The sequence below is a fragment of the Nocardiopsis coralli genome (assembly GCF_014892575.1).
GTDB classification, from domain to species: domain Bacteria; phylum Actinomycetota; class Actinomycetes; order Streptosporangiales; family Streptosporangiaceae; genus Nocardiopsis; species Nocardiopsis coralli.
In genome coordinates, this window is the sequence record NZ_JADBGI010000010.1 from 20,444 (window position 1) to 42,761 (window position 22,318).

Consider the following 22,318-nt stretch of genomic DNA (forward strand, 5'->3'; position numbering starts at 1 on the left):
CGCCGCTGCGCGGGGACCGCCCCCCGTGGCAGGATTCGGTACGCAGACGGTGCGCGGTCCGGCCGCGCACCATCGTGTAGGTACGAAGGAAACGGTGGACGATTCTGATGGCTAAGAAGGACGGCGGTGAGATCGCTCCGGCGCTCATCGGTTTCGCGGCCGGTTTCGCGGCGGAGTTCGCCACGCGCAAGGCGCTGACCTTCGCGTGGACCCGTGCGACGGGTGAGGAGCCGCCCACGGACCTGGAGTCGCCCGAGGTCAGCCTGGGGCGCGCCCTCAGCTGGGCCGTCGTGGCCGGCGTCGGGGTCGAGGTGGCCCGGGTGCTGGCCGTCCGCGCCGCCCGCAAGGGGATCAGCGGTTCGCCCAGGGCCGAACTCTCCTCGTAGCGGTGTCCCGGACGGAGACAAGGCGTGGTGGTGGACGGCTCACCGCACGGGGATTTCGTGCGGTCGGCCGTCCACCACCCTCGCCCGTGGACGTGAGGGCCGCCCCGTGGCTCTGCCTGTAGGGAGGGACGACGGGTCGGGCCCGCCTTCACATGCGCGCCCCGTGGGTGTTGACCCCTGAGACGGCCCGTTCACGTCCGTTCAGACGCACTCCTTGCAGATGAGCCCACCGTTGCGCTGTTCGGCGAGCTGGCTGCGGTGGTGCACCAGGAAGCAGCGCGAGCAGGTGAACTCGTCGGCCTGGCGGGGGAGCACACGCACGGCGAGCTCCTCACCGGACAGGTCCGCGCCGGGCAGCTCCATTCCCTCGGCGACCTCGTCCGGGTCGACGTCGATGGTGCCGGTGCCCTTGTCCCCACGGCGAGCCTGCAGCTCCTGGAGGCTGTCCTCGTTGATGTCCTCGTCAGTCTTGCGCGGGCTGTCGTAGTCGGTGGCCATCTCTGCTAACTCCATCCCCCTCGTTCAGTGCCTCGTCGCGCGGGTGTAACGCTTGAGAGACCTTGGTTTGTGCCCGGTTCGTCCGATGAGTTCTCCCGATGCCGGCGGACCGTGCCCCCTCCCGGGCCACTGCCCACAGGTCAGCGGCACGACCACGGTCCTGTGGCCGGAGGCGGCCACGTGAGGTGGTCGTGTCCGCGACCGGTCGGTTGAGTACTACCCAACGCCGGGCGTCCCGTAGACCTGGAAAGTCCGATTCCGCCCACGGTCGGAAGAACCGCGAAACGCTGCCCCCGGTATGGACAAAAACCAAGACATGCCCACGTCAGGAGGGATTCCCTCCCTGTCCACGCCCGGGGAAGCATACCCACCCGTGGTCCACGCTCGTTACACGGGTACGCGTGTCGTCGGACACGTATAGATACCACGAAGCGGGAGCTCCCGCAGCCCGACCCCTGACCCGGTAACAGGCCTGTTGCAATGCCGTGCGAAGACGGCCACGGGCGTCAACGCCGGTCGGTCGGCTCCGCCGGGGGCGCGGGAAGGCACACGGTCACGACCAGTCCCCCGCCGGCCCGGGGCCAGGCGGTGACGGCGCCCTCGTGGGCGCGCACGACCGAGCGCACGATGGACAGCCCCAGGCCGGCGCTGCGCCCGGACCCGACCCGGTCGCCGGTCCCCCGGCGGAAGGGCTCGAAGAGGCCCTCGATCTCGTAGGCGGGCACCACCTTGCCGGAGTTCTCGACCTGCACGGCGGGCATGCCCTCGTACAGGCCGCTGCGGATGGTGATCTCCCCGCCCTCGACGTTGTACTTGAGGGCGTTCTCCACGAGGTTGCCCACGAGGCGTTCCAGGAGCACGGGGTCGCCGACCACCGCGGCCGTGCGCAGGTCCCGGCGCAGGGTGAGGCCGGAGGAACCGATCTCGGCGTCGAGCTGGCTCAGGACGGTCTCGGCGACCTCGCCCAGGTCGACACGGGCGTGCACCTCGAGCTCGCGGTCGCTCTTGGCCAGGAGCAGGAGCCCGTCGATGAGGCGCTCGTGGCGTGCGTTGGTCTCCATGAGGGTCTGGCCGACGCTCTTGAGGTCCGCGGACACGTCGGGGGCGCTCAGGGCCACCTCGAGGAGCGTGCGGTTGATCGCCAGCGGGGTACGCAGTTCGTGGGAGGCGTTGGCGACGAACCGGCGCTGGCCGTCGAAGGCGCGGTCGAGGCGTTCGAGCATGCCGTCGAAGGTGTCGGCGAGCTCGCGGATCTCGTCGTCGGGTCCGGACAGCGCGATGCGTTCGTGCAGGGAGCGTTCGGACAGGCGTCTGGCGATACGCGTGATCTTCTGCAACGGTGACAGCGCGCGTCCGGCCACGGCGTAGCCCAGGCCGACGGCGAGCAGGCCCACCAGGAACAGGGCCAGCAGGGAGAAGCGTGTGACGTGGTTGAGGACCTCTTCGATGAGGTCGCTGTGTGCGAGCAGCTCGGCGGCGCTGTCCTCGACCAGCAGGGCGTTGAGCAGCAGCGCCACGATGAGGTAGTTGACCAGGACCAGCACCGAGCCCGCGGCGAAGAACAGCATCCCGTAGATGAGGGTGAGCCGGGCGCGCAGGCTGAGGTTGTCGGTGATGCGGTGCACGCGGTCCATGGGGCTGGGCTTGGTGCGCTGCTCGCCCTCCTCCCCCGCCGACGCGGTCTCGTTGAGCCTGCGCCAGGTACCGGTGTCGCCGGGGCGGGTGGGTTCCACCTGCCCCGGTTCGGCCCGCTCGGGTCTCACAGCCGGTACCCCGCGCCGGGGACCGTGTGGATGACGGCGGGTTCGCCGAGTTTCTTGCGCAGGGTCATGACGGTGACCCGCACGACGTTGGTGAAGGGGTCGGCGTTCTCGTCCCAGGCCTTCTCCAGCAGCCCTTCGGCGCTGACGACCGTGCCCTGTGCGCGCATGAGCACTTGCAGGACGGCGAACTCCTTGGGCGTGAGGGAGACCTCGGTGCCGTCGCGGTGCACGGTGTGGTTGGCCGGGTCGAGCGCGATGCCGTGGCGCTCCAGCACCGGCGGCAGCGGCGGGGTCGCGCGCCGGGCCAGAGCGTGCACCCGCGCGATGAGTTCGGCGAAGGCGAAGGGCTTGGCGAGGTAGTCGTCGGCGCCCAGACTGAGCCCCTCGACCTTGTCCTCGACCCCGTCGGAGGCGGTGAGCATGAGGATGCGGCCGGGGTAGCCGTCCTTGACCAGGGTGCGGGCGACCTCGTCGCCGTGCACACCCGGGAGGTCGCGGTCGAGCACGACGACGTCGTACTCGTTGACCCACAGGTGCTCGAGCGCGGTGTCGCCGTCGTAGACCACGTCCACGGCCATGGACTCGCGGCGCAGTCCGACCGCGACCGCGTCGGCCAGGACCTGTTCGTCTTCGACCACGAGTACGCGCACGTTGGACCTTCACAGTCTCGACAGCGAACAAAAAGGGGCCGCTGCCGGCGCATCCCCCAACACACCGGCAGCGGCGTTCTCGGTCCCGGCCGCGCCTTCGGGGGTCCCGCGGCCGAGGTACGAAGACGGTAAACCCGTCTCCACGGTTCTGGCGAACCGCCTCGGCCCGGTCCCGGTTGCCCGGGCGCTGGGCCGGGAGTCTCACTCCCCTTGGTGCGCGGGGGCCGTCGCCGGCGAATCCCCCAACCGCCGGCGACGGCTCAACCCCGCACATCTCGAATCTGACACATCGAGAATAAGAAACAAGTAAGCGCAGGACCTACGGCGTCCAATGTGTCATGGGACACCTCCCCACTCGGTGTCGCCCTACCCTTGCGCGCCCTTCCCACACCCCCGGAGAACACCGCCCTGACCTGGTATTTCACCATGGTCAACAGCAGCCACAGGAGCCACATCCGGCCACAGATGCATCTCGCCCGGACCCGGTGGTTTGACCCTCGTCACAGTGCGGTAGAGATAGTGAGCGCACGCGTGGAAACCGGCCGAGCGCCGGACCGCGACGTGTTCGCATGTCACAGGGTCGTGACTACTTCGATCGACACACGCACCAGGCGTGTGCCTGACGGATCCGCACCGGGCGTCGCCATGCCCCGGTGCCTACCCCTGGAAGAGGTGCAATGGGCGAGTTCCTCGCGGAGATCAAGGTCCGTATCAACGAGACCTACCGGTCGCTCCAGTCGGCTCAGGCCGCCGGGGACGACTTCCTCGCCGACACGCACGCGTCGGAGCTCGAGGACCTGTACCGACTCGCGGCCCGCAACGGCGTCGACGCCCGCGCCTGATCGGGCGTCGAAGAGCTCTGGGGGCCGCTCGGATCCACGTGACCGGGACGCCCCCGTAACAACGGAAGGGGCGGGGACCGAAACCGGTCCCCGCCCCTTTCGTGCGCTCAGCGGCCCTCTCAGGGCTCCGCGTCGGCGGCTCAGTCGTCGCGGTCGGCGCCCAGCTCCAGGAGCAGGGGCTCGAGCTCCTCGAAGAGCTCCGGCCGCGCGGCCACCACCAGGTCCTCGGCGGGCGGTCCCCCGCGGGCCCCGGCCACCCTCACGCCGGCCTCGGAGGCCACCAGGCCCGGAGCGGCCCAGTCCCACGGGTTCAGGCCGCGCTCGTAGTAGGCGTTGCACTGCCCCGAGGCGAGCCCGCACAGGTCCACCGCGGCCGAACCGGTACGGCGGATGTCGCGGACCCTGGGCACGACCTCCAGCAGGACCTGGGCCTGGCGCCTGCGCCGTTCGGGCACGTAACCGAAGCCCGTGGCCACCAGGGCCCGGTCCAGCGGCACCGCCGCGGGTGCGGTCAACCGCTCCCCGTCCAGGAAAGCGCCCCCGCCCCGGACCGCCTCGTACAGCCGGCGGCGCCCGGGCTGGGCCACGGCCGCGGCCACGATCTCCCCGTCGACCTCGGCGGCGATGGCCACACCCCAGTCGGGGCTGCCGTAGAGGTAGTTGACGGTGCCGTCGATCGGGTCGACGATCCAGCGGACCGGCGCTGTACCGGCCTCGTCGCCGCCCTCCTCCTCACCGAGGAAGGCGTCGCCGGGGCGCCGGTCCAGGAGCCGGGAGCGGATGAGCTCCTCGGTGGCCCGGTCCATCTTGGTGACGACGTCGGTCGGGCTGGACTTGGTGTCCAGGACGGTGATGCCCTCCTGGCCCTGTGCGGCCAGTTCACCCGCCTCGGTCGCCACGCGCACGGCGAGTGCGCGCAGGTCGTCCGGGTCGGGTGCCGGCTGCGTCGTGGTCACGTCGGTTCTCCCCCGCGGTGGCTGGTTCTTCGTTTCTTGCGGATTCTCAGAGGTGGTCGGGGCGGACCCACTCCTTGCCGAACACGTGGTGGTCCAGGAAGGCGAAGATCGTCTCGTACCAGACCCGTGCGTTGCCCGGCGTGAGGATCCAGTGGTTCTCGTCCGGGAAGTAGAGGAACTTGGCCTCCACGTTGTGCAGCACCAGGTCGCGCCACAGCCGCAGGCCCTCGCCGATCGGCACCCGGTAGTCCTTGTCGCCGTGGATGACGAGCATGGGGGTGCTGATGCGGTCGGCGCTCAGGTGCGGGGAGTTGAGCTCGTAGCGCTCGGGGCGCTCCAGCGGGGTGCCGAACTCGCGCTCCCACACCGGCGGGTGATCGGTGGACCCGTTGAACGCCTCCAGGTGCCACAGGGAGGCGTGGGAGACGATCGCGGAGAACCGGTCGGTGTGGCCGGCGATCCAGTTGGCCATGTACCCGCCGAAGGAGCCGCCCATCATCGCGGTGTGGCGGGCGTCGATGTCCTCACGCGCCTCGGCGGCGTCGGTGGCGGCCATGACGTCGGCGTGCACACGCGGGCCCCACTGGCCCCAGGCGCGGCGCAGCATCTGCTGGCCGTAGCCGGTGGACAGACCGGGGTCGGGCAGCAGGACCGCCCAACCGCGGGCGGCCAGGATCCAGGGGTTCCAGCGCCAGCTCCAGCCGTTGAAGCTCATGTAGGGGCCGCCGTGCACCCACAGCATGAGCGGGGCGGGCGAGTCGGCCGAGGCCTCCTCGGGCAGCACGAGCCAGGAACGGATCGTGGTGCCGTCGTCGGCGGTCGTCTCGACCTCGGTGAGCGTGCCCGGCATCGTGAGCTCCGAACCGGGGGTGCGCAGGTACACGGGCTCGCCGTCCTCGGTGGCCGCGTCCAGGCGCACGGGCGCGGGCGCTGCGTCCCAGGCGTCGCGCAGGGCGAAGACGTGGCGCCCGTCCGGGGAGGGGTTCAGCGCGCTGTAGGCACCGTTGTCCCCGGTCAGGCGGGTCGGCGATCCGGTGCCGAGGTCGACGCGGAACACCGGACGGCGGCCCTGCTCGTCGGCCACGATGAAGACCGAGGCGGAGTCGGGGGCCCAGGCCAGGTCGCGCGGCCACAGTTCGGACCCCTCGGCCAGGATCCGCTCCTCACCGGTACCGAGGTCGACCACGCACAGCCAGGTCCTCCGGGGCTCACCGTCGTAGTCGCCGTCGTGGTCGCGCACGCACAGGACCTTGCGGCCGTCCGGGGAGACCACGGGTGAGCCGTAGTCGTACTCGTCGGAGGAGATCAGGGTGGAGCGCTCACCGGTGGCGGTGTCCACGCGCACCAGATGGGTGCGCACCGCGCCGCCTCCCGCGGGCACGCGCCAGGTGGTGACCAGCGCCGAGCCGTCCGGGGTCAGGTCTCCGGAGGCGCCGATGAGGTCCTTGCCCGCGTCGGGGGTGAGGTCCCGGTGCTCGCCGAGCCCGGAGTCCTCGTCCTCGGGCGGGGCGGCGGTGAAGAAGCGGGGGTACTGCGGTCCGAGGTCGTGGTCCCAGGAACGGATCGGCAGGGACTCGTGCAGGATCGCGGTGACCCCGGCCTCGCGGCGCTCCTTGCGGGCCTCCTGCTCAGCCTCGGCGTCGGAGGAGTCGGGGTGGGTGTCGGCGGTGAAGGCCACCGTGCCGGCGTCGCGGGCGACGGTGAAGGAGGAGATGCCGCCGGGCCGGGTGGCCACGCGGCGGGCCTCGCCGCCGTCGGCGGGCAGCACCCACAGGGCGGGTTCGGGTTTGTCGTCGGGGCCGGCGTCGGGGTCGGGGCGGCCCGCGCCGAAGAGCACGGAACCGTCGGGGAGGAACCCGGCGCTGCTCTCTCCCTCGGCGGAGCGTGTGAGGCGGCGCGGGGCGCGCCCGCCCTCGGACTCGGGTGCGGCATCGATCTCCCACAGGGCGCTGCGGAAGCTCTTGCCGTCGGGGGATGCGCCGCTGACCGGCGCGACCAGACGGGTCCCGTCCGGGGAGAGTTGGAGGCCGTTGACGCGGCGGAGCTGAACGTATTCCGGCAGTTCGTACCAGGAACGGACCAAGACGCGTATCTCCTGTGACTCGGTGTGGACGAACACCGCTCAGGGGGTGTGGGCGGTGCTGTGTGCCCCGTGCGGCGGACGCTCGACCTGCTGCGTGTCACGCCCGTACGGGGCCCGGAACCACCTTCCCACAGGTGCCTGCGGGCACGGCAGGGCGCTGGAGGGACAGAGCATCGGGAGGGGCGGAACGGGGGCGGGGCAGGGCGCCGGGAGAAGCAGCTCCGGAGGGGCCGGTCCCGCGGGACCGGCCCGGGCGGTTCAGCAGCTGCACTGCCCCATCGCGCACGGCGGCAGCTCGCTCAGGCGCTGCTGCTCGGCGCGGCCGGTGTACTCGCGCACCAGGTCGGTGACCATCGAGACGAACGCGGGGTGGGTGCCCGGGCTGAGGGCACGCTGGTAGCCGATGCCGAGCTTCTCGGCGGTCTCGCGGGCCTCCACGTCGAGGTCGAACTTGACCTCCATGTGGTCGGAGACGAAACCGTGCGGGACGACCACGACCGCGGGAACGCCCTCGGCGGCGAGTTCCTCCATGCGGTCGTTGACGTCGGGCTCGAGCCAGGGCTGGCTGGGCGGGCCGCTGCGGCTCTGGTAGACGATCTCGAAGGGGTACTCGCGGTCCAGGCGGTCCACGACGAGGCGGGCGACCTCGTGGAGCTGGTCCCCGTAGGCGCCGGCGGGGCCGTAGGTCTCACCGGGTGCCCCGCTGCGCTCGGCCATCGCCGTGGGGATGGAGTGCGCGGAGAAGAGCAGGCGCACACCCTCGCGCTGGTCGGCGGGCAGCCGGTCGAGGGCGTCCCGGGTGTACTCCGCCAGCGGGTCGACGAAGCCGGGGTGGTCGTAGAAGGGGCGCACCAGGTCGATCTCGGGGGCGTCCTCGCCCAGGGCTTCGCGGGCCCGGTCGATGTCCTCGAGATAGGCGGTGCGGCTGGACCAGTTGCAGTAGGCGGAGGTGGGCACCGCGAGCACACGGCGCACCCCGTCCTTCTTCATCTGTTCCAGGGTGTCGGTGAGCATCGGGGTCCAGAACCGGTTGCCCCAGTAGACGGGCAGGTCGATGTCGGCCGACTCGAAGTCGGCGGTGACGGCGGCGAGCAGGTCCCGGCACTGCTGGTTGATCGGGCTGACCCCTCCGAAGAGGAAGTAGTGTTCCCCGACCTCCGCGAGCCGCTCCCTGGGGATGTTGCGTCCGCGCGTGACGTTCTCCAGGAACGGGATGACCTCGTCCTCGCCCTCCGGGCCACCGAAGGAGATGAGCAAAAACGCGTCGTAAGGCCTCATGCCCTTCATGAAACCAGTTCGGCCGCACCCGCTCGCTCCGACCCGTGGTCAGCGTGCTTGTGTTCTTGGACTCTCCCCCGCGGGGCCGCTCGTCCCGGGGTCCCAGGGACCCTGGCGGCAGAGGTGACCGGTCGGTAATGTCCGGTCGCATGACTGATGTGCTTTGGCAGACCTGGTCCGGCACCCACCGGGCACACCCGCGGCGGACCGCCTCCCCCAACGACACCGCCGAGGTGGCCGCGCAGGTGTCCGCGGCCGCCGAGGAAGGGCTGCGGGTGCGCATGGTCGGGTCCGGCCACTCGTTCACGGACGTGGCCGTCACCGACGGGGTCCTGCTCTCCCCCACCTCACTGGCCCGCTTGCGGTCGGTGGACCACGAGAAGGGCACGGCGACGGTGGACGCCGGCATGGCGCTGTGCGACTTCAACGAGGAACTGGCGCGGCACGGGCTCGCGCTGGCCAACATGGGCGACATCGCGGTGCAGACGGTCGCGGGTGCGGTGCAGACCGGGACCCACGGCACGGGGCGTGACGCCGGCGGGCTCGCCTCGCAGGTCGTAGGCCTGGAGATGGTGCTGGCCGACGGCTCGGTGGTGCGGTGCTCGGCCGACGAGGACCCGGAGCTCTTCCACGCCGCCCGGGTCGGGTTGGGCGCTTTCGGGGTACTCACGGCGGTCACCTTCGCGGTGCGCCCGGCGTTCCTGCTGCACGCGCGCGAGGAACCGATGCCGCTGGAGGAGGTGCTGGAACGCCTGCCGGAACTACGGTCGGCCAACGACCACTTCGAGTTCTTCTGGTTCCCCCACACCGGCAGCACCAACACCAAGCGCAACAACATCACCGACGGTCCGGCCCGGCCGCTGTCGCCGTTCAAGGCCTGGCTGGACGACGATCTGCTGTCCAACCGGGTCTTCGGGGGCGTCAACCGGGTGTGCCGGCGCTTCCCGGCCCTGGTTCCCGCGGTCAACCAGGTCAGCTCGCGGGCGCTGTCGGCGCGTTCCTACACCGACGCCTCGCACCGGGTGTTCGCCTCGGTGCGCGACGTGCGGTTCGTGGAGATGGAGTACGCGGTCCCGGCCGAGCACACCGAGGAGGTGCTGCGGGAGATCCGGTCGGTGGTGGACCGGCGCGGGTACCGGCTGAGTTTCCCGGTGGAGGTGCGGTTCGCCCCGGCCGACGACGTGTGGCTGTCGACCGCGTACCGGCGCGAGACCGCCTACATCGCGGTGCACATGTACCAGGGGGTGCCGTACGAGGCGTGCTTCGCGGACCTGGAGTCGGTGCTGGCGTCGGCGGGCGGGCGCCCACACTGGGGCAAACTGCACACCCGCACGCACACGGATCTGGAGAAGGTCTACCCGCAGCTCGGTGCGGCGATGGCGGTGCGCGACCGGGTCGACCCGGAGCGGCGGTTCGCCAACGCCTACCTGGACCGGGTCCTGGGCTGAGGCCGGACCGGCACTGTCGGCGGGGCGCCCGCTGGCTCGAGGCAGGGCCGCGAACGCAGGAGCGCCGCCGCGCACTCGGTGTGCACGGCGGCGCTCGTGTGCCGCGGTGGTCCGTCGGGGAGGCCCGCCTGGTGTGTCAGTCGCTCTGCAGCTCGGAGTCCTGCTCGTCCCCGGGTTCGCGCGGCGGCGGGACGGACCCGCCGGGATCGTCGCCCGGTTCCTCCTCGGCGGGCGGGTCGGTCTCCTGGTCGCCCGGGTCCGGCGTGGGCTGGGTGCCGCCGCCGTTCCCACCGCTGCCGTTGCCGCTGCCGCCGTCGGTGCCGTTGCCGCCCTCGGGCTGTTCGGTGCCCGGTTCGGTGGGCTGGCCCTGTTCCGGCTGCGGCGTGGGCTCCGGTTCCGGGGTGGCCGGCTCCTCGGTGGGAGCGTCCTCGACGACCGGCTCCTCGGGCTCCGGCTCGGGCTCCTCCTCGACCGGAGCGGAGTTGCCTCCCACGATCGAGGGCGAGGTCTGCTCGTCCAGGCCGCGGGTCCAGGCGGTCAGGGAACGCCCGGTGAGCAGCTCGAAGGCCAGGATGACCAGCATCACGACGGTGAAGACCAGGGCGGCCGGGATCAGGACCGCGCGCCACCCGCGGCGGCGCGGTGTCGGCGCCTCCTCGGGTTCGTCGGCGGTGCTGTCGCCGTCGCCGCCGTCATCGTCGCCGCCGGTGCGAGCGGGTTCCCACACGGCCGTCCCGGCGTCCGCCTCCTGGGTCTGGGCCGGGATCAGGACGGTCTCCTCGGGGTCGACGGCACCCCCGTGCCCGTCGACCCGCGTGGCCTCCTGGTCGGCCTGGGCGAGGTCGGCGCCCAGGACCGGCATGGCCATGGTCCGGGTGGCGTCGTCGTCCTGCTGCACCGGCGGCAGGTCGACGCTGATGTTCTGCGTCCCGGTCGCGGCGGACGCACCCCTGCCCTTGGCCGCGCCCGGTGCCTTGGTCGCGACGGCCTTCTCCGCGAGCTGCTTGGCCTGTTCCCCGCTGCGCGAGAACCAGTGGGAGAGCAGCGGGCTGGCGCTGGTGCTCAGGATCGCCATGACCGCGGTCCCGATCACGGTCCCGTAGACGTCCAGGTAGGAGGCCAGGGTCGCCGCGGTGAGTGTGGCCAGGCCTGCGGCCGCGACCTGCGCGAAGCTCAGGTCGATCTTCTTGCCGCCCTGGCCCCGGCCGTCGTCGCCGCCCCGGTCACCGGATCCGTGGTCACGGTCGGGGTGTTCGTCCCCGGGTCCGTCCGGGGTCTGGGTTCGGCCCATCCGGGTTCCCCTCTTGACTGGGCCGTGTCGGCGCACGGCGTACTTCGGTCGTGGTCTCTGGGATGGGCGTGTGGTGGGCCAATCCGCACCACGGGCCACAGGCTCCACATAACGCCCATAAGGGGATAACTAAGACTAAGGGCGACAGGTGCCCGATAACGCCATCAAACAAGAAGCATCACTGTCTAGTGACCACCGGCGTGTCGAGTTGCGCCCGCATACGTCCCTGTGTTGGGGCAACGTGTGGAGACCCGGGTTTTTCACCGGACCTGGGGTGGTTCGTGCGGTCCGGGATACCATCACCGCGGAGCCCCGTGCGGAATCGTCGACATTCCCCCACGAACGCTCCCGGTCGCCGACGGACCAGCGTGCCAAGATTGGCACCGGAAGCGACCGTGAGGGCCTCGGGCAGGTTCCGGGGCCGCTCCCACTGTGGCGAGAGCCACGGACCGGGAGGCGGGCACACAGTTCGGACAGGCCGGGCGCGGTTCTGGCCGGACCGGGTGTCGGCCGACCAGACTTGGAGAACGCGGGGGTCGGGTCGCGGGATCAGCCCCTCGACGGGACGCGAAAGGGAGGGCGATGCACGAGCTTCGCCTCGTGGCCGTGAGTGAGGACGGCGCCTACTTGGTGCTCGCCAGTACCGGCCGTGGAACCCGTTTCATGCTGCCCGTCGATGACCGCCTACGCGCCGCTGTACGCGGCCAGTTCTCCCGGCTCGGCCAGTACGAGATCGAAGTGGAGAATCCGTTGCGCCCCAAGGAAATCCAGGCCCGCATCCGGTCCGGCGAGACCGCGGAGGCCATCTCCGAGATCTCCGGCATACCGATCGAACGGGTCCGTTGGTTCGAGGGTCCCGTGCTCCAGGAACGCGGGTACATCGCACAGCAGGCCCAGAACGCCACCGTGCGTTCCCAGGGGGAGGCCGCGCCCGGCTCGACCCTGGAGGAGCTCGTCACCAAACGCATCGGCGCCCACCAGTTGGAGACCGGCGACGCGGAGTGGGACTCCTGGAAGCGCGAGGACCGCACCTGGCAGCTCAGGCTCGTCTACCTCCACCGGGGCGAGGAGCGCACGGCCCACTGGCTGTACGAGCCCAGACACAACAGCGTGAGCCCCGCCGACGAGGAGGCGGCCCGTTTCTCCTCGCCCGAACCCTTCGAGAGCGTGCAGGGCCCGGGCGCCAACGTCACACCCTTCGCCCCGCGCCGGAGCGAGCCGGCACCCGCGCCCGCGCCGCCTGCCCCGCCTGCGCCGGAGCCCGCGTCCGAGGCCCCGTCGCGTGAACCCCGGCCCGCCGAGCAGGAGCGTCCCGAGCCCCGCTACCCCGCCGCCGAACAGCGGCGCAGGCAGGAGGAGGCGCAGGCGCAGTCCCAGCGGGACGAGCCGCTGCGTCCTGCGGGCGGGCGCGCGCAGACCGACCAGTTCGGTGTTCCGCTGACCGAGGAGCGCCGGCGCCTGGCCGAGGAGCGGCGCAGGCCCGCAGCCGAGCCCCGGCACCCGCGTCCGGGGCAGGACCCCTACTTCGACCCGACCGAGAGCGACCCGGCCGCCCGTCCTGAGACCGCACCGCGCCCCGGCCCCGCGGCGCCGCCGAGCGCGCCCCCGCCGGCCGCGCCCGAACGTCCCGCTGCGGTGGAGCCTCCCGCCGCGGCAGAACGCTTCGCGGCCCCGGAACGGCCCGCCGAGACCGAACGTCCCCGCAGGACCGAGCAGCCCGCCGCCCCGGACTGGTTGGACTCCCGTCCCGCCCGTCCCGCCGAGCCTCCGGCCCCCGAGTCCGCGCCGCCGGCCGCTGAACCGCCCGCGCAGCCCGAGCGCCCGCGCAGGCGCCGCGCCACCATCGACCTCAACGACACCGGCCGTCCGCGCCGGGCCGCCGAACAGGCAGGACCGCCCGCACCCGCCGCCGACCAGGGCGCCGAGCGCCCCGCGCCCAAGCGCAAGGGCCGAGGGCGGCGGGCGTCGGTCCCGTCCTGGGACGAGATCATGTTCGGTTCCAAGAAGAGCGATTGACCACCCGCGCCGGCCCGACCGGGCCGGGGCGCACCCGACGAGGACCGCGAGGACCGCTGATCAGCGGTCCTCGTCCGCTGTGCGGGGGCTCTCGCCGTCGTGGGCGTCCCGGCGTTCCGGGGCGTCGGGGGCGGTGGGATTGCTGGGGCCTTCGGGGCCGGTGGGGCTCTCGGGCCCTTCGGGGGCGCTGGAGACGCCGGCACCGCTGGGGCCCGGCTGCGCGGAGGACGTTCCGCGTTCCACCAGGAAGGGGCGCACCATCGCCGGGGTGACGTCGGCGGCGAAGGCCACCGACCCCGGGAGGGAAGCGTCCTGGGCGGTGTAACCCCCTGCGCCGGCACCGACGGTGACCTGCAGGTTCGCGAGTCCGGAACGGCGCTGGAACAGGGTCTGGGTCCAGGTCCAGCCGATCACCGCGGAGCGTTCCACGACGGCCTGACCGCGCTGGAGCGAACCCGAGCGGACGCTGACGTAGGCGCCGTCGTAGCCGTGGCCGAGCGAGCGGTAGCGGTCGATGCCCAGCGGTACACCGAGGACGGCCATGACCGCCGAGGCGATGACGAGCCAGTTCCAGTCCAGGGCCACGCCGACCGCACCCGTGAGCAGGAACGGGCCCACCGAGCGGATCAGGCGGCGGGACAGGGCCGCGCGCGGGTGGCGCCGGAGCCCGCCGTCGTAGCGGTCCAGGGCGCGTTCGACGACCGAGGCCACCTGTGGGCGCGGTCCGGTCGGGAGCAGGACCGCGCGGGTGGCGACCTCGCCCAGGCCGGTGACGATCGCACGCAGGCGCACGGCGCTCCGGGTGCGTTCGAGCGGGTTGTCCTGGAGTTCGTGCCCGCGGATCCGGCGCTTCTCCAAGGTGACGCTGCGGCGGGTGAGCAGGCCGCGCTCGGCGACGAGGGAGCCCTCGCGGCCCTTGAGGGTGAAACCCCAGTTGGTGACCGTGTAGGAGACCACGGCGAAGACCGGCATCAGGAGCACCAACGCCACCGGGATCCCGATGGCCAGGGTGGTGAGCAGGGCGCGGTCGGTGGCGTCGATCCAGCCCACGACGGTGTCGGTGGCGGCCTCCATCTGGGCCGCGGACTGCTGGAGGAGGCCGATCGCCGTGGCCAGCAGCGCGAACGGGGTGAGGAGGTGGGCCAGGCTCAGGGCGCCGAAGAGGTACCAGGAGCGCGGCATCTCGAAGTAGGTGACGGTCTCCGGCTCGGCCGCGGCGGGCTCCTCGTCCCCCTCGGTGCGTGCCTCCCCCGTCTCGGTGAGCACGGCGCGGCGGCGCAGGAGCTCGCCCCGGAGGCGGTCGGCCTCGGCGGCGTCGACGGCGTCGAGCTTGCCGTCCTCGGTGGCCATGGAACCGGCGGCGGCCTCGATGTGGACCACGGACACACCCAGCATCCGGTGCAGGAGGCTGCTGGTGACGTCGACGCCGCGGATGCGTTCCAGCGGGATGGTGCGGCGTTCCCGGCGGATGAGGCCCTTGCGGATCTCGATGCGGTCGTCGGTGATCTCGTAACGCAGCGTCTGCCACGTGACGAACCCGCCGACGAGCAGCATCACGACGGTCGCACCGGTGGCCGCGAGCAGCCACGGGTTGAAGCCGCCGATGACCAGGCCGATGAGGATCGGGAGGAGGATGCTGCGCAACTGGTTGATGGGGCCGACGACCATGCTGCGGGGGCTGAGGCGTCGGCCGCTCTCGGAGGTGAACGGCTGGGAGGCCTCTTCGGTCCACCACTCCCGCGGCCCCGGCGGGTGATGGCCCTCGGGGACGCCGTGGGCGTTGCCCCACTGGCTCTGCGGCCCCCACCCGTTCTGGGGTCCCTGCGCCTGCCACTGCACCTGCCCCGGGTACGCCCCGCCCTGGGGCGGACCCCAACGCGCACGCTCGTAGGCCCACGCGTCCTGCGGATACGGCCCCTGCCCACCGGCAGGTCCAACAGGGCCCTCGGCCGCCTCGCGCGGATAGGCACCAGAAGCACCACCAGCGACGTCGCTGCGCGACGTGCTCTCCCCACGCGGAGGCGGACCGTTGCCCTGAGCGCTCACCGGACCTTGCGATGCCGGAAGAGCTCGCTCGGACGCAGCCGCGTCCTGCGGACGGGCACCGGACGCAGCGCCCACCTCGTCGCCACGCGACGCGATCTCAGGGTGCGGTACAGAGCCCGAACCCGGGCCGCCCTGGGGCGGGCCCCAGCGCGCACGCTCGTAGGCCCACGCATCCTGCGGATACGGCCCCTGCCCACCGGCAGGGCCTTCGGCCTTGTCCCCCGCCCCAGCGGAGTGAGCCCCACTCTCGGCACGCGAGTCAGGACCGGAGTCCTGAGTACTCCCCGGACCTTGCGATGTCGGAAGAGCGCGCTCGGACGCAGCCGCGTCCTGCCCGTAGGCAGGGCCGGCGGGGCCGGGCGCCGCGCCGACGCCGTCGCTGCGCGACGTGCTTCCCCCGCTCGAGGAAGGGCCGGTCACCGCCCCGCCCTGGGGCGGACCCCAACGCGCACGCTCGTAGGCCCACGCGTCCTGCGGATACGCCCCGGGGACCTCGGGCCCGGACTGCGGGCGGGGACCAGGGGTACCGCCGTCCGCGCCGTCGCGGGGCGGGCCCCAGCGGGTCGACCCGTGCCCGGGTGCGTCTGCCGGGCCCGCATCGGTTCCAGCGAACGGGGTGGTCATGCCCGCCCCAGGCCCCTCCGGGCGAGCTTCATGGGGCGTCGCACCCTGCGGCTCCGAGGGCTCTTCCTGCGAAGGCCTCTGGGCACCGCTCCGGTCCTGGACCGGGTTCTCCCCCGCGGGACGCCCGTCCTCCGGACGGCGCTCCCACACCGGGCCGCTGCCCTGTCCGGGTACGTGGCCCTGCGGCCCCCGACCGGCGCTCTCGTTCCGGAGCGCGTCCCGCATCCCATGCTCATGACGAACACCGGACGGATCCGCACCGGGCCCCTGTCCGCGCTGGGGCGGGCCCCAGCGGGCACGCTCGGACACAGCCGCGTCCTGCGGGCGGTCGGGCTCGGGGGCAGCGGGCTCCTGGGCCTGGCGCCACTGGTACGGGTAACGCCCCGCGGTGTGGCCGGCGGGGCCGCGGGCCCAACGCTCGCGTTCGGGGTCCGGGGGGCCGGGGCTCTCGTGCTCGTCGTTCATCAGGTCGCGTCGTCCCGGAGTGTCGCGGCGCGCGCGGCCAGCTCCTCGCTGAGCACACGCGCTTCCTCGGCGTCCAGCCCTTCGATCGTGGAAGAACCCGCGTAGGAGGCGGTCTGCACCTGCAGGGTGGCCACGTCGAAGACCCGCTCCAGCATGGCCTGGGTGTGGTCCACGGTCTGGATCCGGTTCACCGGCACCAACTGCCAGGCGCGGGCGATCCACCCTGCCCGGGTGTAGATGACGTCCTCACCGACCTCCCAGCGGTGCACCCGGTAACGCCACGACGGCACCACGGCGATCTTGAGGAGCCCGTAGATGCCGTAGGCGATCGGCAGCACCCGGGCGTTCTCGCTCAGCCAGTCCGGGATCCACGGCAGGGGCAGGTTGGCCAGCATCGCCGCGACGACGCTGACGAAGACCAGGTTGAGGGCCACCCCGATGACCATGCGCACCGTCCACACCCCGACGGCGCGCCCGCTGACCCTGCGCAGGGGCGGGCGCAGTTCGGCCGTGTGTCCTTCCTCCGTGCGGGGCTCTCGGGGTTCCTCCCCCGGTTCGGGACGGTCGTCGTGGGCGGGGCTGTTCAACACGCGACCGAGTCTAGGCCGTGTGGGCCGGGGTCAGGCGGGAACCCGGCTCCGCACGGGGGAATGGGCGACGTCAGGGCCGTGTTCCCGTCTCGTCAGCGTTCTGTCAGAGCGTCTCGGCACACTTGCGTACAGACGTTGAACGGAGGACGAAATGACCCACGCCATTCGCGCGGAGGGGCTGGTCAAGGAGTTCAAGGGCAAACGCGCCCTGGACCGGGTCGACCTGACCGCCAGGAGAGGGGCCGTTCTGGGCGTGCTGGGTCCCAACGGCTCCGGCAAGACCACGACGGTGCGCATCCTGGCGACCCTGCTGCGCCCCGACGCCGGGCACGCGGAGGTCGACGGGTTCGACGTGCTGCGCCACCCCCACGAGGTGCGCCGCCTCATCGGGCTGACGGGCCAGTACGCGGCCGTGGACGAGGAACTCACCGGAACGCAGAACCTGGTACTCATCGCCCGCCTCCTCGGGTTCGACCGCGCCCAGGCCCGGGTCCGCTCCGCCGAACTCCTGGAACAGTTCGGGCTCTCCGACGCCGCCGACCGCCCCACCAAGGGCTACTCGGGCGGTATGCGCCGGCGCCTCGACCTGGCCGCGAGCATGATCGGCCGCCCCTCGATGCTCTACCTGGACGAGCCGACCACCGGACTGGACCCGCACAGCCGCAATGAGCTCTGGGAGGTCGTGCGCCGCCAGGTCGACGCCGGGGTCACGGTCCTGCTCACCACCCAGTACCTCGAGGAGGCCGACCACCTCGCCGACGACATCGTGGTCCTTGACCACGGCCGTGTCATCAGCGAGGGCACCCCCGAGCAGCTCAAGGACAGCGCAGGGACCCAGGTGCTGGAACTGCGCACCGCCGAGACCGACCAGCTCGGGCTCGCCGTCAAGGTGGTCGAGGCCGTCACCAGCGCACCCGTGTCCGACGACGGGCTCGTGGCCCGAGTCCCCGTCACCGATTCGGCGGTGCTGCCCGAGGTGGTGCGCCGCCTGGACGAGCAGGGCGTGGCGGTGGGAGAGCTGTCGCTGCGCAAGCCGAGCCTGGACGAGGTCTTCCTGGCGCTGACCGGCCAGCCCGCCGAAGCCCAGGAGACCAGCGAGGAGACTTCAGCATGAGTGCCGTGACCACCGACTCCCCGACCGGTCCGGCCGGCCCGACCCCCCTGGCCCCGCAGAGCGTCACCCCGCTGCGCACCGTCCAGCAGGGCCTTCAGCTGGCCTGGCGCAGCGTGCTCAAGATCAAGGCCAACCCCGAAGAGGTCCTGGGCCTGATCCTGCAGCCGGTCATGTTCGTGACCCTGTTCGTGTTCGTGTTCGGACAGGCGATGATGGGCGACTGGCAGTCCTACCGTGACTTCCTCATGCCCGGCATCATCGCCCAGTCGGTCATCTTCGCGACGCTGGGCACCGGTTTCTCGCTCAGCCAGGACGTGGAGAAGGGCATCTTCGACCGGTTCCGGTCCCTGCCCATCGCCCGCTCGGCCCCGCTGGTCGGTGCGATCCTGGGCGACCTGGTCCGCTACACGATCACCGTGGTGATGGTGCTGATCGTGGGCCTGGCGATCGGCTTCCGTCCCGAGGGCGGCGCACTGGGTGTGGTCGTGGCGGGCGCGCTGATCCTGCTGTTCGCCTTCGCCCTGTGCTGGATGTCGGCGTTCGTGGGGATGATCGTGCGCACCCCGATGTCGGTGCAGGCGTTCGGGATGATCCTGATGTTCCCGCTGACCTTCGGCAGTTCGGCGTTCGTCGCCCCGGAATCGATGCCGGGCTGGCTGCAGACCGTGGCCGTCAACAACCCGGTCAGCCACGTGGTCGACGCGATGCGCGGACTCATGATCGGCGGGGACGTGGCCGGTCCGATCTTCTGGACCCTGGTGTGGACGGCCATCATCACGGCCGTGTTCTTCCCGCTGGCGGCCTGGGCCTACCGCCGCCGCACCTGAGCCCTCTCCGGACCCTCGCCCTCTTCCGCGCCCGGACGTCCGGGCGCGCGGGGAGGGCGGGGGTTCGCGACCCGTCGGGGTACGTGGCCGGAGAGGCGTTCGGCCAGGGCGTCGCCGATCCCCTCGGGGCAGGCCTCCCTCCCCCGGGCGAGCAGGGCCCCGTAGCGTTCGGGGCCCAGCGCACGGTCGAGGTGTTCCCGGGCCTCCACCACGTCGGGTTCGGCGAGTTCGGGCAGGCCGCGCAGCGCCTCCCCGTACCCGATCAGGAGCGCGGCGTCCTCGGGGTCGCGGCCGACCGACAGAACGCCGAGCAGTTCGGCGATCTCGGCGCCGACCGGTCCGGGCGCGCCCCGGACGGAGGCGACCGACCAGGCGCGCCCGAGCATCTCGAGCGCCTCGTGCTCCCTCCCGGCCCGCCGGTGGACGGTGGCGGCCAGTCCCCACCATGCCGGTTCGACGTAGATCCAGGAGAACCCGCCGAGGTTGGTGACCTCCTCGGTGTGGTGTTCGATCAGGTCCACGGCCCGGTCCAGGTCGCCCTCCTCCCGGGCTGCCTGCACCCGCGCCATGATCCACAGCACCCGGTGGTCCTGTTCCAGACGCCCCGCCACGGGGGCCAGGGCGTCCAGGTCCGCACGGGCGGCGTCGAGGTCGCCCTCGAGGACGGCGACCTGGACACAGCGGAGCGCGAAGACGGTGGCCATGTCGTGCAACCCGGTGCTCTCCGCGATCCGCCGCCCCTCGGCGAGCAGACTGCGCGCACGGGCCAGGTCGGAGTAGCGGTACAGGTCGGCGGACTGGGCCAGCGCCTGGCAGGTCCCCCACGGGTCACCCAGGTACCGGAAGTCCTCCCAGGCGCGCAGAGCGCGGTCGAGCCCGTGGTCCGCGCGCCCGTGCACGACGTCCGCCAGGGCGAGCATGATCTCGATCGAGGCGCGCGTCCACCGGTCCGCCCCGTCCAGCGCATCGGCCAGGCGCCCCAGGTGCCTGCTCCCGTCGGGGCCGACCAGCGCCGCGTAGAGCAGCGCGTTGACCAGTACGGGGTGGTACTCGGCCAGGCGCCCCTCAGGGGCCAGCACGGCGTCGATCTCGGCCATGAGCTCTTCGGCGTGGTCGAGCTCCAGGTCGATGCGGACCGAGGCCCGGTGGAACAGGCAGCACGCGTGCGCGACCGCCCTCCCCGGGGGCATGCGGTCCTCGAAGGAGTCCAGGACCTGCGACGACCAGCGGGCCAGGGGTTCCCAGTCGCCCTCGATGGTCCAGTACCACTGCCCGTACTCGATCAGGTCCAGGGCCAGGTCGGCGTCACCGGAGTCCACGGCCCAGCGCAGGGCGGCGCCGAACCCCGCGGCGTCGTCGGCCAACGACGCGAGCACGGAGGCCTGGCGGGCCCCGCGCAGGCCCGCGTCGGCCTCGCGCCACAGGTCCCGCACGTACCGGGAGTGCTCGGTACGCACCCGTGCGGCCTCGCCGCTCTCGACGAGGCGTTCGTCGGCGTAGGCGCGGACGGTCTCCAGGAGCCGGTACCGCGGCTGTTCGGGGTCGGCGGTCCCGGCGTCGGCCACCACGAGCGACTGGTCGACGAGGGAGAAGAGGGCCTCCCACACGTCCACGCCGTCCACCTCGGTGGTCCCGGGGTCGGCGCACACCCGTTCCACCGCGCTCAGACCCGCACCGCCGGGCACGACCGACAGCCGCGCGAGCAGGCGGCGTTCGGCGCGGCCGAGCAGGTCCCAACTCCAGTCGACGACGGCGCGCAGGGTCCGGTGCCGGGGCAGGGTGGAGCGCTGGGGGCCGGTCAGGAGGCGGAACCGGTCGCACAGGCGCGCGGACAGGTGCGCGGGGCCCATCGAGCGCAGGCGGGCGGCGGCCAGTTCCAGGGCGAGCGGGATCCCGTCGAGCTCGCGCACGATCTGCACGACGTCGCCCACGTTGTCGGGCCCGACGGCGAAGTCGGGGCGTACGGCGCGGGCGCGGTCGGCGAACAGGGCCACGGAGGGGTACCGCGAGGCCTCGGCAGCCCCGGAGCCCTCGGGGGGCAGGGCCAGCGGCGGGACGGGCAGCAAGCGTTCACCGGGCACTTCGAGCGGCGCACGGGAGGTCGCCAGGACGGTGAGCGCGGGGCAGCGCGCGAGCAGGGCCTGCACGGTGCCGGCGGCCGCGTCGAGCAGGTGTTCGCAGTTGTCCAGCACCAGCAGGGCGCTGCGCCGGGCGAGGTAGGCGGCGACGCGGTCCAGGGCCGAGGGCGCGGCGGATCCGACGGCGCGCGGGCCCAGGCGTGTGCCCTCCCTCAGGCCCAGGGTCGCGGCGACGGTCTCCGCGAGGTCGTCGCCCTCGGCGAGCGGGGCGAGTTCGACGAACCACGCGCCGTCCTCGACCTGGTCGTCCCCGTCCTCGACGAAGGCGGTCGCGGTCTCCACGGCCAGGCGGGTCTTGCCTGCGCCACCGGGTCCGGTGAGGGTGACCAGGCGCGCGCGGGTGAGCAGGTCCCGGGCGCCGGCGCTCTCCTCCTCGCGCGGCACGAAGCTGGTCAGGGCCAGTGGGAGGCGCACACGTTCGGCCGCGGGGTCGTGGGGGCCGGCGTCGGCGTCCGGATGCTCGGGATCGGGACCGGTCCGCCCCGGCTCGTCCGCCGCCCGGGGCGCGAGCTCACCGCGCAGCAGGCGCAGGTGCAGGTTCTCCAGGTGCGGTGACGGGTCCAGCCCCAGGGTGTCGGCGAGGTGCTCACTGAACCCGGTGTAGGCGGCGAGGGCGTCGGCCACGCGCCCCTGGGCGGCCAGGGAACGCATGAGCAGCTCCACGGGGCGTTCCCGGTAGCGGTCCTCGGCCGCAAGGGCCTCGGCCTCGGGCAGCACGCCGGCGGGGTCGCGCTCCAGGCGGGCGGCGAGGTGGTCCTCCACGACCGTGCGGTGCAGGCCCTCGAGCCGGACCACGGTCTCCTCGGCCACACCGCGCGCGGTCAGGTCGGGCAGGGGCCGTCCCCGCCACAGGGACCGGGCGCGGGACAGGTCGCGTTCGGCCCCGGCGCTGTCGCCCTCCTTGAGCAGGGCACGACCCGAACGGGCCAGGCCCTCGTACGCGTGCAGGTCGACGCTGCCGGGGTCGGCGTCGAGGCGGTAACCGGTGCCGTCGCCGTCGACGGTGACCTCGTCCCCGAGGGTGCGGCGCAGGCGGGAGACCAGCGCCTGCAGGGTGTTGGGCGGAGGAAGGCTCTCGCGGTCGGGCCACACGGCCTCGGCCAGGGCCTCCCCGCTCACGCGTGCACCCGCGCGCAGCAGCAACAGGCTCAGCAGGGCACGCAGACGCGGTCCGCCGACGGCCACGGGCTGCCCGCGGTCGTCGCGGACCTGGAGAGGACCGAGAACGCTGAACCACACACGTCCATCATGACCGATGACCGACCTTGCCGCGGCGGCCAGTAAAGTTCGCTCAGGACCCCAG

Annotated in this window: 16 protein-coding genes; 6 read left to right on the forward strand and 10 right to left on the reverse strand. The window is 72.6% G+C overall.

Translation table 11 applies throughout. The features are described 5' to 3' along the window. Positions 1 to 107: 107 nt before the first annotated feature. A complete protein-coding gene (locus IDM40_RS12895; RefSeq protein WP_193122233.1) occupies positions 108 to 386 on the forward strand; it encodes a DUF4235 domain-containing protein in 279 nt (92 codons plus the stop codon). A 201-nt stretch (positions 387 to 587) separates the two neighbouring features. Here the strand turns inward: IDM40_RS12895 and IDM40_RS12900 are convergent, their stop codons facing one another. The 3 genes from IDM40_RS12900 to IDM40_RS12910 form a co-directional block, all read right to left on the reverse strand. Beyond that, positions 588 to 884: a DUF4193 domain-containing protein gene (locus IDM40_RS12900; RefSeq protein ID WP_193122234.1), complete on the reverse strand. Its 297-nt coding sequence runs from the start codon at positions 882 to 884 to the stop codon at positions 588 to 590. 506 nt (positions 885 to 1,390) lie between these two features. Next, positions 1,391 to 2,647, reverse strand: a complete 1,257-nt coding sequence (locus IDM40_RS12905) for a sensor histidine kinase (RefSeq protein ID WP_193122235.1) — start codon at positions 2,645 to 2,647, stop codon at positions 1,391 to 1,393. Beyond that, entirely contained in the window at positions 2,644 to 3,297 is a 654-nt protein-coding gene (locus tag IDM40_RS12910; RefSeq protein ID WP_193122236.1) for a response regulator transcription factor, read from the reverse strand. Before IDM40_RS12910 ends, IDM40_RS12905 begins: the two co-directional genes overlap by 4 nt. 677 nt (positions 3,298 to 3,974) lie before the next feature. Between IDM40_RS12910 and IDM40_RS12915 the strand changes: the two genes are divergently transcribed. Further along, positions 3,975 to 4,139: a hypothetical protein gene (locus IDM40_RS12915; protein ID WP_017614545.1), complete on the forward strand. Its 165-nt coding sequence runs from the start codon at positions 3,975 to 3,977 to the stop codon at positions 4,137 to 4,139. 140 nt (positions 4,140 to 4,279) lie between these two features. Here IDM40_RS12915 and IDM40_RS12920 read toward each other — a convergent pair whose 3' ends face one another. The 3 genes from IDM40_RS12920 to IDM40_RS12930 form a co-directional block, all read right to left on the reverse strand. Continuing rightward, the gene (locus IDM40_RS12920) at positions 4,280 to 5,095 is read right to left on the reverse strand and encodes an inositol monophosphatase family protein (RefSeq protein ID WP_193122237.1); all 816 of its coding nucleotides are present in this window, start codon (positions 5,093 to 5,095) and stop codon (positions 4,280 to 4,282) included. Positions 5,096 to 5,141: 46 nt separating this feature from the next. Then, positions 5,142 to 7,178: a S9 family peptidase gene (locus IDM40_RS12925; protein WP_193122238.1), complete on the reverse strand. Its 2,037-nt coding sequence runs from the start codon at positions 7,176 to 7,178 to the stop codon at positions 5,142 to 5,144. 258 nt (positions 7,179 to 7,436) lie between these two features. Next, positions 7,437 to 8,456, reverse strand: coding sequence for a ferrochelatase (locus IDM40_RS12930; RefSeq protein ID WP_193122239.1), 1,020 nt, complete (start codon positions 8,454 to 8,456; stop codon positions 7,437 to 7,439). Between the two features lie 149 nt (positions 8,457 to 8,605). Between IDM40_RS12930 and IDM40_RS12935 the strand changes: the two genes are divergently transcribed. Continuing rightward, positions 8,606 to 9,904: a D-arabinono-1,4-lactone oxidase gene (locus IDM40_RS12935; RefSeq protein WP_193122240.1), complete on the forward strand. Its 1,299-nt coding sequence runs from the start codon at positions 8,606 to 8,608 to the stop codon at positions 9,902 to 9,904. Between the two features lie 136 nt (positions 9,905 to 10,040). Here IDM40_RS12935 and IDM40_RS12940 read toward each other — a convergent pair whose 3' ends face one another. Further along, complete coding sequence (locus tag IDM40_RS12940) at positions 10,041 to 11,195, reverse strand: hypothetical protein (protein ID WP_193122241.1); 1,155 nt, start codon at positions 11,193 to 11,195, stop codon at positions 10,041 to 10,043. Positions 11,196 to 11,777: 582 nt separating this feature from the next. On the opposite strand from IDM40_RS12940, the gene sepH reads away from it, so the two are divergent. Then, on the forward strand, positions 11,778 to 13,211 hold the full coding sequence (gene sepH / locus IDM40_RS12945; protein WP_193122242.1) for a septation protein SepH: 1,434 nt from the start codon (positions 11,778 to 11,780) through the stop codon (positions 13,209 to 13,211). Positions 13,212 to 13,271: 60 nt separating this feature from the next. On the opposite strand, the gene IDM40_RS12950 is transcribed toward sepH, so the two are convergent. Continuing rightward, a complete protein-coding gene (locus IDM40_RS12950) occupies positions 13,272 to 15,257 on the reverse strand; it encodes a PH domain-containing protein (RefSeq protein ID WP_328807014.1) in 1,986 nt (661 codons plus the stop codon). Between the two features lie 1,088 nt (positions 15,258 to 16,345). Beyond that, positions 16,346 to 16,936: a PH domain-containing protein gene (locus IDM40_RS12955; RefSeq protein ID WP_193122243.1), complete on the reverse strand. Its 591-nt coding sequence runs from the start codon at positions 16,934 to 16,936 to the stop codon at positions 16,346 to 16,348. Between the two features lie 151 nt (positions 16,937 to 17,087). Between IDM40_RS12955 and IDM40_RS12960 the strand changes: the two genes are divergently transcribed. Together IDM40_RS12960 and IDM40_RS12965 are read left to right on the forward strand one after the other, a co-directional pair. Next, positions 17,088 to 18,050 carry an ATP-binding cassette domain-containing protein gene (locus IDM40_RS12960; protein WP_193122244.1) on the forward strand — a complete coding sequence of 321 codons (963 nt, stop codon included), beginning with the start codon at positions 17,088 to 17,090 and terminating at the stop codon, positions 18,048 to 18,050. After that, complete coding sequence (locus tag IDM40_RS12965) at positions 18,047 to 18,877, forward strand: ABC transporter permease (RefSeq protein WP_193122245.1); 831 nt, start codon at positions 18,047 to 18,049, stop codon at positions 18,875 to 18,877. Before IDM40_RS12960 ends, IDM40_RS12965 begins: the two co-directional genes overlap by 4 nt. On the opposite strand, the gene IDM40_RS12970 is transcribed toward IDM40_RS12965, so the two are convergent. Continuing rightward, positions 18,859 to 22,254 carry a BTAD domain-containing putative transcriptional regulator gene (locus tag IDM40_RS12970; protein ID WP_193122246.1) on the reverse strand — a complete coding sequence of 1,132 codons (3,396 nt, stop codon included), beginning with the start codon at positions 22,252 to 22,254 and terminating at the stop codon, positions 18,859 to 18,861. The two genes, IDM40_RS12965 and IDM40_RS12970, sit on opposite strands and share 19 nt — an antisense overlap. Between the last annotated feature and the right edge of the window lie 64 nt (positions 22,255 to 22,318).